The following is a 14,836-nucleotide window of genomic DNA, read 5'->3' as shown; positions in this document are numbered from 1 at the left end:
TTCACGCTCCCCATCCCGCCTGGGTGCCGCCGACGCGGTCGGCTTCGATCTTCTGCTGGTACCCGGAGGCCTTGTACGCGGCCATCGGGTCCGCCGGCAGCCCGCGCGACTCCCGCCACGCAGCCAGGTCAGCGCGCACATCCGTGTTGAACGCATCCATGAACACCGTGTTCGCAGCCAGGACGTCGTTCGCGGCCTGCGCGGCGGCCAGCGCCTCCGCATCCACCAGCAGCGCCTTCGCGGTGGCCTCCTGCACGTTCAGCACCGACCGGATCTGGCCCGGGATCTTCGCCTCCAGGTTGTGGCACTGGTCGAGCATGAACGCGACCTCGGGGTTCGCGTACCCGCCGCCCTGGATCACCTCGAAGATGATCCGGAACAGCTGGAACGGGTCCGCCGCGCCCACGATCAGGTCGTCGTCGGCGTAGAACCGGCTGTTGAAGTCGAACGAGCCCAGCTTCCCCAACCGCAGCAGCTGCATGACGATGAACTCGATGTTCGTCCCCGGGGCGTGATGCCCGGTATCGAGGCACACCACCGCCCGGTCGCCGAGCGCCGCGGTCTGGACGTAGCTGGTCCCCCAGTCCGGAACGTCCGTGTGATAGAACGCCGGCTCGAAGAACTTGTACTCCAGCACCAGCCGCTGGCCCTCGCCGATCCGCTCGTAGATCTTCTGCAACGAGTCCGCCAGCCGGTCCTGCCGGGCCCGCATCGAATCCTGGCCCGGGTAGTTCGTCCCATCCGCCAGCCAGATCTTCAGATCCCGCGACCCGGTCTCGTTCATCACGTCGATGCACTCGAAGTGGTGATCGATCGCCTTCTGCCGGATGCGGTCGTCGGCGTGGGTGACCGACCCGAACTTGTAATCGTCGTCCTGGAACGTGTTCGAGTTCACCGTCCCCAGCTCGACCCCGTTGTCCTCCGCGTGCTTGCGCAGGTCGGCGTACGAGTCCACCCGGTCCCACGGGATGTGCAACGCGACCGTCGGCGCGAGCCCGGTGTGCTTGTGCACCTGCGCGGCGTCCGAGATCTTCTCGAACGGATCGCGGGCCGTGCCCGGCGTCCCGAACACGCGGAACCGCGTGCCCGAGTTGCCGAACGCCCAGCTCGGCAGCTCGATCGCCTGCAACGCCAGCTGATCCCGGATCTCGACGGGGAGGGTCATGGGTATTTCGCTTTCTCTCTGCCGCTGCGGGATGCGCGGCCGCGGTTGTTGTCGGACGGTCGCCGGTCAGCGGGCCACGTCGGCGACGGCCGGCAGCGCGGTCGTCCCGCTCGTGCGCCCGGCGCCGATGGTCTGGTCGTCGCGTCCGGGGAGCCGGAGCACACCCTCCACGCCGTCGGGAAGCTCGGCCTCGACGGTGAGGTCGTCGCCGTCGAGCGACCACCGCACGCTGACGGTGCCGTGCGGGGTGGCCAGCGAGGTCTCGGCCTCGGTCAGGCCGCCGCCGGGCTGCGGCGCCACGAGTACGCGGGAGTAGCCGGGCTCCAGCGCCGACAGGCCGCCGACGACGCGGTGCATCCAGTCGGCTACGGCGCCGAGGGCGTAGTGGTTGAAGCTCGTCATCTCGCCCGGGTTGATCGTTCCGTCGGGCAGCATCGAGTCCCAGCGCTCCCAGACGGTGGTGGCGCCCATCGTCACCGGGTACAGCCATGACGGGCACTCGCGCTCGAGCAGCAGCCGGTAGGCGTCATCCAGGTGGCCGGTCTGGGTGAGGGCGTCGGTGATGAACGGCGTGCCCGCGAATCCGGTCGAGATGCGGTAGCCGGCCTCGGCGACGAGCTCGGAGAGCCGGTTGCCGGCGAACTCCTCGTCCGCGACGCTCAGCAAGCCGAAGACGATGGCGAGGGCGTAGACGGTCGTGCAGTCGCTCTTCACGACGCCGTCGCGGACGTACTCCGCGTTGAACGCCTGGCGGAGGCGCGCGGCCAGCGCCTCGAACTCCGCCTGCTCCTCGGCGCGGCCGAGCAGTTTCGCGGTCTCGGCGACGATCGTCGCCGAGCGGTAGGCGCACGCCGTGGCGACCACACCCGTGTCGGCCTTCGCCTTCGCCGGGTCCTCCGGCGGGGCGTCGGGGTCGAGCCAGTCGCCGAACTGGAAGCTGGTGTCCCAGACCCCGGCGGGCGAGAGCAGCGACTCCACCCGACGGACGTGGGCGGCCATCGAGCCGAACTGCCGTCGCAGGACCGCGTCGTCGCCGTACGCCTGGTACAGCGTCCACGGCACCCAGACCGCCGCGTCGCTCCAGATCGCCGTCGAGTCGACGGGGCCGAAATCGGTCGGCTGGTCGATCTTCTTCAGGATGTCCGGGATGACGAAGCCGACGATCCCGTCGTGGTGCTGCTGCTCGAGGTCGAGGTCGACCAGCCAGTCGGAGAGGAACCCGTCGACGTCGTAGAGGAAGGCGGCCGTCGGCGCGAACGCGGCGATGTCACCGGTCCAGCCCAGGCGCTCGTCGCGCTGCGGGCAGTCGGTGGGCACGTCGACGAAGTTGCCGCGCATCCCCCACACCACGTTCTCGTGGAACTGGTTGAGCAGCGGATCGGACGTGCGGAACTCGCCGATCCGGGTCAGCTCGGAGCCGATCGCGATCGCGGTCAGGTCCTCCGCATTCAGCTCGCCCGGCCATCCCTCGATCTCGGCGTAGCGGAAGCCGTGGAAGGTGAACGTCGGCTCGAACTCGTCGACGCCTCCGCTCAGGATGTAGCGGTCGGTGGCCTTCGCGCTGCGCAGTGGACGGGTGCCCAGCTCGCCGTGCTCGAGCACCTCGGCGTGCCGGACGACGATCTCCGTTCCAGCCTCGCCCTGCACGCGCAGCTTGATCCAGCCGACGAGGTTCTGGCCGAAGTCGACCAGCGTCTTGCCCGACGGGGAGGTCGTGATCTCCTGCACGGGCAGCGCCGCCCAGCGGGTCACCCGCGGGCCGATGTACGGCGTCAGCGACGTCGTGTCGAAGTCGAGCTCGCGCACGCCGGTCCATCCATCCCCGGAGAAGCCGGGACGCTTCCAGGCGTCGTCGCGCAGGCGGGCGTCGATCGTCTCGCCGTCGTACAGGTCGTTGGCGAGCACGGCGCTCGGGCCGGAGGTCCACTCCTGGTCGGTCACGACGAGCTGGGTCGTGCCGTCGGCGAACTCGACCTCCAGCTGCGCGAACGCACCCAGGCTGTCGCCGTAGTACGAGCCGCCGCCGGCCCAGCCGAGGCGGCCGCCGAACCAGCCCTTGCCGAGGGCGAGGCCGAGCACCGACGTGTCCTCGAGCAGCTCGGTCACGTCGTAGTCCGCATACCGGAGGCGCCACTCGTAAGCGCTCCAGCCGGGCGTCAGCAGGTCGCCGGACACCGGGCGGCCGTTGATCCAGGCCTCGACGATGCCGTGCGCGGTGAGGTGCAGCGTCGCACGCGTCACCGCCCCGTGTCCCGTCTCGAGTGCGAACTCACGCCGGAGCAGCGGTGCTCCGTCGAAGGTCTCTCCAGCGGCGATCATGCGGGCGTGCCAGTTCATTGCGGTGTCTCTCCGGTTCTGTGTCGTGTCGTTCGCGGTGGCGGTGCTCATGGCGGTCACCCTTTGACCGCGCCGCTCGTCATGCCGGCGATGATCTGCCGGTTGAAGAAGATGTAGGCGACCAGGGGCGGGATGGTGATGAGCAGGAAGTCCATGAAGAGCAGGTTGTAGAAGCTCAGGTTCTGCCCGGCGAAGCTGTACAGCGTCGTCTGCACCGTCGCGTTGTCGGCGCCGGGGAGGAAGTACAGCGGGTTCTGGAAGTCGTTGAAGACGAACACCGACTGCACGACGATGACGGTCACGATGACCGGCCGCAGCAGCGGGAGGATGACCTGGAAGAACATCCGGACCCGTCCGGCGCCGTCGAGCACCGCGGCCTCGTCGACCTCACGGGGGACGGTCCCGAAGAACGCGCGGAACATGAGGATCGAGAACGACAGCCCGAAGGTGGTCTCGATGAGGATCATGCCCGGCATCGTCTTGAACAGCCCGAGCCCCTGCAGCACCCAGATCGTGGGGACCACCGCCGGCGGCACGATCAGCCCGGCGAGCACGAAGAAGTTGACGACCGGGCCCCACTTGCTGCGCTTGCGGGCGAGCACGTAGCCGGCCATGGCCGCGATGATCACCATGAGCGTGACCGAGAAGACGGTCAGGACGGCCGAGTTGAAGAACGCGCGCCAGATGAGCCCGTCTCCGCTCTCCAGCACGGCGATGAGGTTCGGGAAGAAGCTCCACTCCTTCGGCCAGGTGAAGGCGAGGCTGGAGGCGTCGTCCGGCGTCTTCGCCGCCTGCAGCAGCACGAAGGCGAGCGGGACGAGGAAGACGATGACGGAGACCGCGATCGCGATGACGCCGATCGTCCAGGAACGGATGCGCTGCCGCTTCACAGTTCCACCTGCTTTCTGTTCAGGAAGTACGACAGCGGCACCATGATGATCGTCACGACCAGGAACAGCACCACGTTGCCGGCGGTCGAGAGACCGTAGAAGCCCGCCTGGTACTGCTTGTAGATCACCGACGCGAGCACGTCGCTGGTGAAGCCCGGGCCGCCTCCGGTGGTCGCCCAGATGATGTCGAACGAGCGCAGGCCGCCGATCAGCGAGAGGATGATGACCGTCGCGGTCGCACCGCGACTGAGCGGGATGGTGATGTCCCGCAGGATGCGCCAGCCGCTGGCCCCGTCCATCCTCGCCGCCTCGAAGTACTCGCCGGGGATGGCGACGATGCCGGCCATGAAGATGAGTGTTGCGATGCCGACGCCCTTCCAGATATCGACGCCGGCGATCGTGTAGAGCGCCAGGTTCGGGTCGGTGAACCAGCCGGGCTGCGGGAGCCCGAAGAACCCGAGCACGCCGTTGACCATGCCGTGGAACGGGTCGAGGAGCGCCTTCCAGAGGATGCCGACGCCGATCGTCGACAGCAGCACCGGGAAGAACACGATCGCCCGGAGGTAGCCGCGGCCGACGACCGGGGAGGTCAGCAGCAGGGCCAGGAAGAAGCCGATGATGACCTTGGCTCCCGAGGTGAGGACCGCGTACACCAACGTGTGGATGAAGCTCGTGTACAGCTGCGGGTCCTGGAAGAACTGGACGTAGTTCGCGAACCCGATGAACTGTGCGTCGAACAGCGACCATCGCGTGAGCGAGAAGTAGAACGACGACAGCGACGGGATGGCGAAGAAGACCGCGTAGAGCACCAGCGCCGGGATGAAGAACCAGGTCGGGTAGTGCGACCGCATGGCCTTGCGCGCGGACTTCCGCCCGCCGGGCTTTCGCCCTCCCGGACTGCTCACGTCCGTCAGGATCTCGGCCGCCTGTGCCGCGGTCGAAGGGGTAGCCGTCGACATGTCCGCTCCTCGTCGAGTGTCTCGTGTGGCCGTTGTGCGGTGCCTGCGGCCGGGCCGGCGTCATCCGCCGACCCGGCCGGGCGGATCACCAGCCCTTGAGCCCCAGCTGCTGGGCCTGGGCCTTGACGTCCTGGTCGTAGAGAGCGGCGCCCTCCTTGGCCGAGGAGATCCCGGAACCGACCTGGATCAGGATCTTCTCCAGGTTCGGGCCCTTGATCGGCGAGAGGAACTCGAGCGCCAGCCCGGTCTTCTTGGCGTCCTGGTAGGCCAGCTCGTCCTTGACCAGCGCGGGGGCGTCGTCCGGGATCTTGCAGGTGCTGATCGCGAAGGGACCGGCGGGAGTGCCCGCACTGTTCTGGATGTCGCATCCCTCGGACGAGTTGATGAAGGCCACCAGCTTCTTCGCGGCCGTCAGCTTGTCGCCCGACGTCGACTTCGGGATGTACGCCGCGGTGGGCTCCCAGACGGTCGCGTGCGGCTCGCCCGCGTCGGTCGGCATCGCGAAGTAGCCGATGTCGTTGATCTGGTCCGGGTTGCTCTGCAGCACGTTGCTGATGACCGTGGTGATCATCGGGTACTGCGCGCCCTCGCCGGTCGCGAGCATCTTCAGCGCGTTCACGTTGGTGAGCGACGCGTAGTCCTTGTTCAGCAGGTCCTTCTCGAAGACCTCCTGGGTGTGCTCGAATCCGGCGAACGCCGGCTCCTTCGAGTACTTGGCATCGGCCTTGTTGGCCGTGTAGTCCTTCGCCCAGTTCGGGTCCTGCGCGCTCACGTTGGCGAAGTCGCCGAGCACGAAGAGCTGGCTGGTCCAGGTGTCGCCGTACGACTGGATGATCGGCGCGATGCCCGCCGCCTTGATCTTCTCGCTGTTCGAGATGAACTCGCTCCAGGTCTTCGGCACGGTCAGCCCGAGCTTCTCGTAGACCTTCTTGTTGTACATGATGCCGCCGTTGAAGGTGGTGCCGGTCGGCGCTCCGTACAGCCCCTTGTCGGTGCTGACCGAGTTCTTGAAGTCCTCCGTCAGGTCCTTCGCCCACGACTCGTCGGTGAGGGGCTGGAGCTGGCTGTCCGGGCGGAGCGCCTGGAACAGCGAACCGGAGTTGTACAGGAAGACGTCGTTCATGTCGCCCGTCGACAGGCGCGTCTTCACCAGGTTGTCGCCATCGGTGCCGCCGGGGCGGGTCTCGACCTTGACGGTGATGGACGGGTTTGCCTTGTGGAACGCCTTGGACAGGTCCTTCGCGAAGCTGGTGCTCGCCGGGTCGTTGCCCGCGGCGAGCAGGGAGATGGTGGTGTTGCCGGACCCGCCGGACGAACTGCATCCAGCCAGAGCAGCGCCGATGAGCGCGACGCCGCCGAGCGTGGCGGCGACCCGTGTGACCGTTCTCCGAGAGAACATCAAATACCTCCTTGTATTGAGTGAGCGTCGGCGCCCCGGGGGGATTTTCGGGTGGGCTTGAAACGCTTCACTGAACATAAGTGCATTCGGCGATCCCCGTCAAGCGCGAATATAACGATTCAAGACACGCTTGAGAATCCTGCAGGATTGATCGATTCAACTCATCCATCCGCTACGATCGCAGCCAGGAGGGATCGCATGGCTTCCGCAAGCGTGAAAGACGTCGCCGCACTGGCGCAGGTCTCCGTCGGCACCGTCTCGAACGTGCTCAACCGGCCGGAGATCGTCGCGCCCGAAACCGTCGAACGCGTGATGTCGGCCATGCAGAAGCTGTCCTACGTTCGCAACGAGGCGGCACGCCAACTGCGGCTGGGCCACAGCCAGGCGCTCGGGCTCGTCACCCTGAGCGGCGGCAACCCGTTCTTCACCGACCTCGCCACCGCGGCGGAAGACGCCGCCGCCGATGCCGGCTACAGCGTCATCGTCGGGAACAGCAACGAGAGCACGACCCGCGAGTCGGGGTACCTGAACCTGTTCGAGGAGCTGCGCGTGCGCGGCGTGCTGCTCTCCCCCGTCGGCGATCCCGCCCGCCGGCTGCGTCAGCTGCGCGATCGCGGCATCGCGGCGGTCCTGGTCGACCGCGTGAGCAGCGACGACTCGTTCAGTTCCGTCTCGGTCGACGACGTGGCCGGAGGCGCCCTCGCGGCGGCCCACCTCATCCACTCGGGGCGGACCAGGCTCGCTTTCGTCGGCGGCCCGTTGCAGATCCGCCAGGTGAGCGACCGCCTCGCCGGCGCCCGACAGGAGGTGGAGAAGCATCCCGGCGTCTCCCTCGAGGTCATTCCCGTCGAGGCCCTCACCGTGCTGGAGGGACGACGCGCTGGGGAAGAGCTGGTCCAGCGGAGCGCAGCTCGCCGCCCGGACGCCGTCTTCGCCGCCAACGACCTCGTCGCCGTCGGCCTCCTGCAGGGGCTCTACATCAACGGCCGCATCCGCATCCCGGAGGACATCTCGCTCGTCGGCTACGACGACATCATGTTCGCGAGCGCGTCCGTCGTGCCCCTCACGTCCATCCGGCAGCCGAGCGCCCTGATCGGTCGCACCGGCGTCGAGATCCTCATCGAGGAGGCGCAGGATCCGGAGCGCGAGCCCCGCCACGTGCTCTACCAGCCGGAGCTCGTGGTGCGCGGAAGCAGCTCGGCGGACGCGGCCGAGTAGCGCGATCGTCTCCGCGGATCCGCCACGACATACGCGTGGCCCGCTAGTCTCGACGTGGACACCGCGACGAAGGGGGACGCTCGTGACCGAATCCAGGCTCCGGCCGAAAGTGGTGCTGTGGTGGGGCATCGGCCTCGCTGTGGCGGGACTGCTCCTGAACATGCTGCTGCCGCAGGTCGGCTATGCGCTCACCGTGCAGGTGAATGCGTCGACCCCTGTGGACCAGGGCATGCTCACGGCGCTGACTGTGGTGCTCGACCTCATCCGGCAGACGCTGCTGCCGCTCGGGATCGCCCTGATCGCCGCTTCGATGGTGATGGCGTACATCGCCCGCGTGCTCGGGTTAAGCGCGGATGTGGAACCCGGCGAGACCGGCGTCGCGGAGAGCTGACGTGGATGCGTTCAGCGCTCTCGCCCTGACCGTCGTCCTCTCCGGCGCTGCGCTTTATGCGCTGTACTGGGTGGTCCGCCGCGGGGTCGCGGACGGCATCCGGGATGTGCGGGGCGCGTCCGGCGACTCGCCTGCGCGCGACAGGGTGGTCGAGTGAGAGACGACACGTCCCCGCAGATCGGCTCCTATGACGTCGACGCGGGGGCGCTCGTCGGAGAAGGTGAACCGCTGGCCGACATGCTCGCGCGGCTCGGCGTGGGCACGTCCGAACCCGGGGATGTCGTGCCGGACGGCTGGCGCGTTCTCGGGCCGCCGCCTGTCGAGGAGGCCCCTCTGCTGATCGGCGCACCGGTCTCGGGCGACCATCGGTCGTGGTCGGTGGGGCAGGTGTATGCCGCCCGCGATGGGGCTCCCGCGCGAGTGTCGTTCTACCCGCATGCGCTGCCGGTCCGCCCGAGTGTCGCAGAACGCCGCGGAGGCCTGGTGCTCCGCTGGTCGGCGGTGACGCGCGAGCTTGCCGACGTCGATCGCTTGTCGATCGACATCGTCAACGAGGGGTCGACCCGCTGGCTGCCCACCGGAGACACGTTCAACACATTCGCGTCGATCGTGCCCGTCGGCGGCGGGCTCCGCGACCTCTACTTCGGCTGGACGGGTGACGGCGGCACCGTACCGCTCGATCCCGGCGACTACGCGCGGGTGACCGCACGCATCGAGAGCGGCCGGTGGCGCGACCTGAAGCCCGGTCTGCACGACATCGTGGCGCACACCGCCGATCTTCGGCTGACGTCCGAGCCGCTGCGGGTCGACCTCACGTCCGGGGTGATCGCGGCGCATCGTCCGCGCACCCACCCCCTCGGTGCCCCACCTCGTCCGGGCATGACCGCCGCCGAGCATCTGCGGATGCTGCGGACGCTGCGCAGCGCTCGCGAAGCGATCGCAGAGGTGGTCGACGCTGTCGCGGACGCCCCCGACGACCGGGCAGCCGTCTCCCGCATCGCGGCTCTGCTCGACTGCGACACCGACTCCGCTCGGGCGGTGTATTCGGCGCAGCTCCGGCGCTTCCGCAGCGGAGGCGCCAACGGACTCGACAGCGAGATCGAGGACCTCGAGCGCACTCTTTCGGAGGAATGATCGGCACGCACCGGTCTCGACCGCCGCGAAGGGAGGACGTCCCGCCTCCCCGGCCGGCCCAAGTCCGCCGTTACGGGCGTGCCGCCCGGCCCGTCCTCCTTTCCCTCGCGCCGCAAACGGAGGACTTCCGGGCGGCTCACTCCGCCGGCTCCTCCCTTTCGCGCTCCTGTCCGGCGTGTCGCCCGCCGCATCCTCCCTTTCCCACGGCGGCGAGAACGGAGGAGTTCCGACGCGACACGCCGCGGGCGTGCGCGAAACGGAGGCGTTCCGCATCCCGTTCGGCGCGGATCGCCTCCGAAACGACGAAGGCGCGGCGCCCGTCGGATGACGGGGCCGCGCCCTGCTGCTGCCGCTGCGCTCAGCTCTGCTGCTGCGCCGCCTTCAGCTCGTCGTACTGCTTCCGGACCTCGGTCATGTCGAGGGCGCGGATCTGCTCGATGAGGTTCTCGACCGCGTCGCCCGGGAGGGCGCCGGCCTGCGAGAACAGCGGAATGCCGTCGCGGTATGCGACGAGGGTCGGAATCGACTGGATGCCGTACGAGGCGGCGAGGGCCTGCTGGGCCTCGGTGTCGATCTTGCCGAACGTGATGTCGGAGTGCTGCTCGGACGCCTTCTCGAAGATCGGAGCGAACATGTGACACGGGCCGCACCAGTCGGCCCAGAAGTCGAGAAGCACGATGCCGTCGGCGACGGTCTGGTCGTGGTTGGTCGACGTGATCTCTGTGGTTGCCATGGTGGATGAAACGCAAGCTCACCAGGCAGTATTCCGACTCAGCTCCCCCGCCGACCTGTGAAGACGGTGAACGCGAGAGGCACGACCGACGCGATCATCAGCACCGAACCGAGCACCGCGTCCGACGCGTGCACGATCGCTCCGGCGATGATCGCGCCGCCGAAGACGACCGCCGCGACGAGCCGCCGCGCCGCACGTTCCAGCCGGCCGACCCGCTGCTCGAGGCGCGGCGAGGTGACCGCCACCGTGCCGTCCTCGACCCGGGTGACCAGCGCATCCAATCGTTTCGGCAGCCGCCAGGCGATACCGGCGATCTCGAGCGCCTGCTGGCCGAGATCCTGCACCAGGTTGCCGCGCTCATCGCGCAGCAGCTGGGCCGCGTAGGGTTCGACCGAGTCCCACAGGTTGAACGCGGGATCGAGCGCGCTGCACACGCCCGAGGTCAGCGACATCGCCCGGATGATGAGCAGGAAGTTCTCGGGCAGCTGGAAGGGCAACGAGCGGACGACGTCGCCGAACTCGACCGCGAACTCCCGGAACTCGCGGGGATCGACCTCGCGCAGTTCGGCGAACCCCATCCCCCCGAACCGGGCGAACAGGTGGGTCATCGCACGCTCGAGCTCTGCCGTGTCGGCGGTCGGGAGGAGCACGCCCACGTCGCGGATCGCATCCACGAGGCCCTTCCCGTCGCGCGAGGCGGCGGCGATGAGCAGCTTGCGGAGCCCGCTCCGCGTTCCCGCCGGAACCTCGCCCATCATCCCGAAGTCCACGAACGTGAGCAGCCAGGGGCGCTCCCCCGCCACAGCGGGCCGGGGCGTCACGAAGATGTTGCCCGGGTGCGGGTCGGCGTGGAAGAACCCGTTGGTGAAGAGCTGGTCGAACATCACCTCGGCGAACACCGGCGCGACCTCGGCGGGGTCGATGCCCGCGGCGCGCAGCGCGTCGGCGTCGGTGATCTTGATCGCCGTGACGTCCTGAAGGGTGAGGACACGGCGGGTGGTCCGCTCCCAGACCACCGCGGGCACGGCGACGCGGTCGTCGCCCGCGAACTCTTCGGCGAACCGCTCGGAGTTGCCCGCCTCGTGCAGGTAGTCGATCTCCTGCAGGCTGGTGCGCGCGAACTCCTCCACCAGTCCCGGTGCGTCGACGCGGTCGGAGACCAGCCGGACGTGGCTGAGCCAGCGCCCGACCCTGCGCAGGGCGGCGAGGTCCACATCCACGATGGTGTCGATGCCGGGACGCTGCACCTTGAGCACCACGGCGTCCGGCCCGGCTTCCGCCGCCACCTCGGCGGTGAGGCGCCCGCGGTGGGCCTGCCCGAGGGATGCGGCCGCAACCGGCGTCTCGTCGATGAACGCGAACGCGCTCTCCAGCGGCACGCCGAGCTCGGCCTCCGCCAGCGCCCGGATCGCTGGGAACGGGACGGCCGGCACCTCATCCTGCAGCCCCTCCAGCTCGCTGGTGATCTCGGGCGGCAGCACATCCAGCCGGGACGACATGAACTGCCCGACCTTGATCATCAGGCCGCCCAGCTCGACGGCGAGCCCGTGGAACCGCTGCGCGAACCGCCGCATCCGCCGCGACCGGCTGCGCGCGGCGACGCCGGCGAGCCCGATGCGCGGCAGGAACAGCTCATACCACCAGGTCACGGCGAGATTCCAGCCGGCGAACCGGAGGATGCGGCGGTAGCGCGCGCGCGTGGCCGGCGTCCCCGCCGGCGCCTTCGACGGCGCGGCGGGCGCCTGGTCCGACGTCACCCCGGTCAGCCCTGGGCGAGGATCGCGTACAGCTTCCGGCGTGCCTCGTCGAGCACGTCGGCGGCTTCCTTGACCTGCTCGGGCGTCCCGCTGCGGTGCACCTGCGCGGCCGCCTGGGCGAGTTCGACGCCGGCCTTCGGGAGGTTGGCTCCGCGACGTTCTCCGGTCGTTGTTCCGGAGTCGCTCGTGCCGGTCTGCCAGGGTGTGGATGCCTCGGAGGCGGCGACCTCGCGCCCCGCCTCGGTCAGCGCGTAGGTCTTGCGCCCGTTGGATTCCTCGGCCGAGATGAGTCCTTCGTCGGCGAGCAGCTGCAGGGTCGGGTAGACGGAGCCTGCGCTGGGCTTCCAGCTGCCTCCACTGCGCTCCTCGATCTCGCGGATGATCTGGTAGCCGTGCATCGGCTTCTCGCTGAGCAGCGAAAGGACGGCCGCGCGGACATCGCCGCGGCCCATCCGGGTGCCGACCTTCTTCTCGAACGTCGACCGCAGTTGTTCGAACGCCTGCCACATGGCGTCCGGGTCCATGCGGGCGCCGAACCCGCCGGTGGGGAATGAGTTGGACATGAGTGCCTCCTCGATCAGGTAGCGATAGTCAACGATATATCGCTGACGGAGCGGGGAGAAGAGATCGGCGCTGCTTCCGAGCGAACGTTCAGCAGGCTGCCCCGGCGGCCTCAGCCCACCTCGAGCGCACCGACGACCTCGCCGAACAGCTCCTCCCCGGTCGGGACGAACCCACAGGCGAGGTAGAAGGCTTCAGGGCCGCCTTCGCCCCGCTCCCAGAGCACGGTGATGCGGGAGATGCCGCGCCGCCGGGCCTCCGCGGCGACCTCATTCACGGCGAACCGACCGACTCCGCGGCCTTGCGCCTTCTCGTCGACGTTGAGCCGCCAGATGCCCGCGCGGAACGCCTCCAGCTCGCTGTCCGGGTCCCAGTTCGCCATCACGAAACCGACCACCTCGCCGTCGCCGACGATCGCGCGCGGCCACGCCGTCGGCGTCACATAGGCCTCGGCGATCGACTCGAGGACCGGCGCGACGAACCGTTCCTGGCCGGGCGCGAGCCGCAGGTCGCGCAGCCCGCGCAGGTTCGACGTCGACAGCTCTTCGATGCGCAGGTCCATGGGTGGACGGTAGCGCGATCCACCGACATACGGCCCACCCCCGTCATCGTCTCTTCTTCAGCGCGCAACGCTGCCGAAATACCCTCTCCGTAGCGTGGTCTCATGACCTCGTTCACGTTCAGGGAATGCGCACACTGCGGCGAGCAGCAGCCGGTGCTCGCGGACGGCCGGACGGCGATCCACTTCACCGGAAGCGGCGACCGCTGCGCCGGATCCGAGCGCCGCAGCCAGAACGAGAACGTGACGGCCCAACAGGCCCGCGTCATCGAGGCGCAACTGCGAAGGGCGTTGCGGCAGGTGATGCGGGAGCAGGCGTCGTAGGGGCGTGACCGACGGAATCATCCGGCTTCGTTCCCTGAGCGGAGACCGCCCCGCGCCCGAGTGACGAATGTCGGCGGTATCGCGTCGGCAATCCATATGAGTTCTCCACGCCGCTGGAATCGAACACCGGCCTCGAACGCTTCGCGGCTTCGAACGCTCAGCAGCACCGTATCCGGCCCGTGCCGACGAGCAACCTCGTACGCCGTTGCTGGATCAGGCGACAGGTGCACATGCTGGCGTTGCATCGGCAGGATTCCGATTTCCAGGATGCTGCTGACGGCCTCGGCGACAGTTCCGTGGAACAGTTCCAGCGGCGGTTCCTGGTTGACGAGATCATCCGCAATCGAGATCGAATGACCGTAGGTTGCGCGAATCCGGTCGCCCAGGACTTCGTGCCGAACCTTCGAAGAGTTCGCGATCATCCGAAGGACCGCGTCCTCCGTCAGGCCGTCGAAGCCGCCCGCCCTCAGCGCGTTCACCAAGGACCGCATCTCCACCCAGCCATCGGGGTCCACGGAAAGCCCGTACTCGCCCGGCGCGTGACGCAATGCGTGGGTCACCGCCCGACTCAGTTGCGTTTCGCTGAACACCGATATGACCCCTCCCCGACGTTCGCCTCCATCGAGGCGGCCCCTCACCGTACCGCCAAGCCGCGGCGACTTCATCAGGTCGCCCGGGCCCCCGCGGCCGATCTGCCTGCGGAAGATAGGGATGCGGCCCCCGGAACATAGGGAACCACCTCCGATGTGACAGCAGGGCGGCGCGCATGAGCATGGATCCACTCCGGTGAACACCGGTCCAAGAGAAACGGATCCCTCATGAAAACCTTCCTCATCGAACGCGAAGTGCCCGGCGCCTCGAGCCTCAGCCACGACGAGCTCGTCGAGATCGCGTGCACCTCGAACGCCGCGGTCGAGTCCCTCGGCGTCCCGTATCGGTGGATCACGACATACGTCGCCGGCGACAAGCTCTACTGCCTGCACGCCGCCGACAGCGCCGAACTGGTTCGCGAACACGCCCGGCGCGGCGGCTTCCCGGCGAACCTGGTCGCCGAGGTCGTCACCGAGTTCGGCCCGCAGACAGCGGAGGACGCCGCGTGAACACCGCGACGCCGGCTTTCGCATCGTCTGGCGCTCGCATCGAGCACCGTCCGGTCAGCCCCGGCGGGATGCGCGTCCCGCTCGGCCGCGTCCTGCGCGAGCGGGTCAGGGCCCTGCGTCCCTCCCGTCCGCTGATGACGCACGAGACGGCCGGAATGCTGCACCGAGAAGACCGCGCACGCGACGCGCTCAGAGCGAGCGCGGAGCGGGCACGCGTCCTCATCGCGCACCAGCTGCTCTGAGGCGCTCGTGCGCGCTGCCACCCGGCCCTCGAGAAGCGATGCGCTCGCGAAAGCGACCGGCCCGCAA

Annotated in this window: 17 protein-coding genes; 7 read left to right on the top strand and 10 right to left on the bottom strand. The window is 68.7% G+C overall.

Features of this window, described 5'->3' with window-relative positions:
• Position 1: 1 nt before the first annotated feature.
• From rhaI to J2Y42_RS09925, 5 genes are all read right to left on the bottom strand, one after another.
• Positions 2 to 1,165, bottom strand: a complete 1,164-nt coding sequence (gene rhaI, locus J2Y42_RS09945; RefSeq protein WP_309857571.1) for an L-rhamnose isomerase — start codon at positions 1,163 to 1,165, stop codon at positions 2 to 4.
• Between the two features lie 66 nt (positions 1,166 to 1,231).
• Positions 1,232 to 3,553 carry a family 78 glycoside hydrolase catalytic domain gene (locus tag J2Y42_RS09940; protein WP_309857570.1) on the bottom strand — a complete coding sequence of 774 codons (2,322 nt, stop codon included), beginning with the start codon at positions 3,551 to 3,553 and terminating at the stop codon, positions 1,232 to 1,234.
• 5 nt (positions 3,554 to 3,558) lie between these two features.
• Positions 3,559 to 4,392, bottom strand: a complete 834-nt coding sequence (locus J2Y42_RS09935; RefSeq protein WP_309857569.1) for a carbohydrate ABC transporter permease — start codon at positions 4,390 to 4,392, stop codon at positions 3,559 to 3,561.
• A complete protein-coding gene (locus tag J2Y42_RS09930; protein ID WP_309857567.1) occupies positions 4,389 to 5,351 on the bottom strand; it encodes a sugar ABC transporter permease in 963 nt (320 codons plus the stop codon). The genes J2Y42_RS09935 and J2Y42_RS09930 overlap by 4 nt, the downstream gene beginning before the upstream one ends.
• An 85-nt stretch (positions 5,352 to 5,436) precedes the next feature.
• Entirely contained in the window at positions 5,437 to 6,750 is a 1,314-nt protein-coding gene (locus J2Y42_RS09925) for an ABC transporter substrate-binding protein (RefSeq protein ID WP_309857565.1), read from the bottom strand.
• A gap of 198 nt (positions 6,751 to 6,948) precedes the next feature.
• Here J2Y42_RS09925 and J2Y42_RS09920 point away from each other — a divergent pair, with 198 nt between their 5' ends.
• The 4 genes from J2Y42_RS09920 to J2Y42_RS09905 all read left to right on the top strand — a co-directional run bounded on the left by J2Y42_RS09920 (position 6,949) and on the right by J2Y42_RS09905 (position 9,493).
• Complete coding sequence (locus J2Y42_RS09920) at positions 6,949 to 7,968, top strand: LacI family DNA-binding transcriptional regulator (protein ID WP_309857563.1); 1,020 nt, start codon at positions 6,949 to 6,951, stop codon at positions 7,966 to 7,968.
• 82 nt (positions 7,969 to 8,050) lie between these two features.
• A complete protein-coding gene (locus J2Y42_RS09915; protein WP_309857561.1) occupies positions 8,051 to 8,359 on the top strand; it encodes a hypothetical protein in 309 nt (102 codons plus the stop codon).
• A gap of 1 nt (position 8,360) precedes the next feature.
• Complete coding sequence (locus J2Y42_RS09910; protein ID WP_309857558.1) at positions 8,361 to 8,516, top strand: hypothetical protein; 156 nt, start codon at positions 8,361 to 8,363, stop codon at positions 8,514 to 8,516.
• The gene (locus tag J2Y42_RS09905; protein WP_309857556.1) at positions 8,513 to 9,493 is read left to right on the top strand and encodes a hypothetical protein; all 981 of its coding nucleotides are present in this window, start codon (positions 8,513 to 8,515) and stop codon (positions 9,491 to 9,493) included. Before J2Y42_RS09910 ends, J2Y42_RS09905 begins: the two co-directional genes overlap by 4 nt.
• Before the next feature lie 358 nt (positions 9,494 to 9,851).
• Here the strand turns inward: J2Y42_RS09905 and trxA are convergent, their stop codons facing one another.
• The 4 genes from trxA to J2Y42_RS09885 all read right to left on the bottom strand — a co-directional run bounded on the left by trxA (position 9,852) and on the right by J2Y42_RS09885 (position 13,106).
• Complete coding sequence (trxA, locus tag J2Y42_RS09900) at positions 9,852 to 10,226, bottom strand: thioredoxin (RefSeq protein ID WP_309857552.1); 375 nt, start codon at positions 10,224 to 10,226, stop codon at positions 9,852 to 9,854.
• A 38-nt stretch (positions 10,227 to 10,264) separates the two neighbouring features.
• Complete coding sequence (locus J2Y42_RS09895) at positions 10,265 to 11,983, bottom strand: AarF/UbiB family protein (protein ID WP_309857549.1); 1,719 nt, start codon at positions 11,981 to 11,983, stop codon at positions 10,265 to 10,267.
• Positions 11,984 to 11,988: 5 nt separating this feature from the next.
• Positions 11,989 to 12,546 (bottom strand): PadR family transcriptional regulator, encoded by a 558-nt coding sequence (locus tag J2Y42_RS09890; RefSeq protein ID WP_309857545.1) that lies wholly within the window; start codon positions 12,544 to 12,546, stop codon positions 11,989 to 11,991.
• Between the two features lie 110 nt (positions 12,547 to 12,656).
• Positions 12,657 to 13,106, bottom strand: a complete 450-nt coding sequence (locus tag J2Y42_RS09885) for a GNAT family N-acetyltransferase (protein ID WP_309857541.1) — start codon at positions 13,104 to 13,106, stop codon at positions 12,657 to 12,659.
• A 102-nt stretch (positions 13,107 to 13,208) separates the two neighbouring features.
• Here J2Y42_RS09885 and J2Y42_RS09880 point away from each other — a divergent pair, with 102 nt between their 5' ends.
• Entirely contained in the window at positions 13,209 to 13,427 is a 219-nt protein-coding gene (locus J2Y42_RS09880) for a hypothetical protein (protein ID WP_309857538.1), read from the top strand.
• Positions 13,428 to 13,444: 17 nt separating this feature from the next.
• Here J2Y42_RS09880 and J2Y42_RS09875 read toward each other — a convergent pair whose 3' ends face one another.
• Positions 13,445 to 14,017, bottom strand: coding sequence for an RNA 2'-phosphotransferase (locus tag J2Y42_RS09875; protein WP_309857535.1), 573 nt, complete (start codon positions 14,015 to 14,017; stop codon positions 13,445 to 13,447).
• 228 nt (positions 14,018 to 14,245) lie between these two features.
• On the opposite strand from J2Y42_RS09875, the gene J2Y42_RS09870 reads away from it, so the two are divergent.
• On the top strand, positions 14,246 to 14,527 hold the full coding sequence (locus J2Y42_RS09870) for a DUF4242 domain-containing protein (protein WP_309857533.1): 282 nt from the start codon (positions 14,246 to 14,248) through the stop codon (positions 14,525 to 14,527).
• The gene (locus J2Y42_RS09865; protein ID WP_309857530.1) at positions 14,524 to 14,769 is read left to right on the top strand and encodes a hypothetical protein; all 246 of its coding nucleotides are present in this window, start codon (positions 14,524 to 14,526) and stop codon (positions 14,767 to 14,769) included. Before J2Y42_RS09870 ends, J2Y42_RS09865 begins: the two co-directional genes overlap by 4 nt.
• The last annotated feature ends 67 nt before the right edge of the window (positions 14,770 to 14,836 follow it).

It is taken from the genome of Leifsonia sp. 1010, from assembly GCF_031455295.1.
GTDB lineage: Bacteria > Actinomycetota > Actinomycetes > Actinomycetales > Microbacteriaceae > Leifsonia.
Note: the sequence above shows the minus strand (reverse complement) of the source record. Positions and strands in the feature narration are given on the sequence as shown.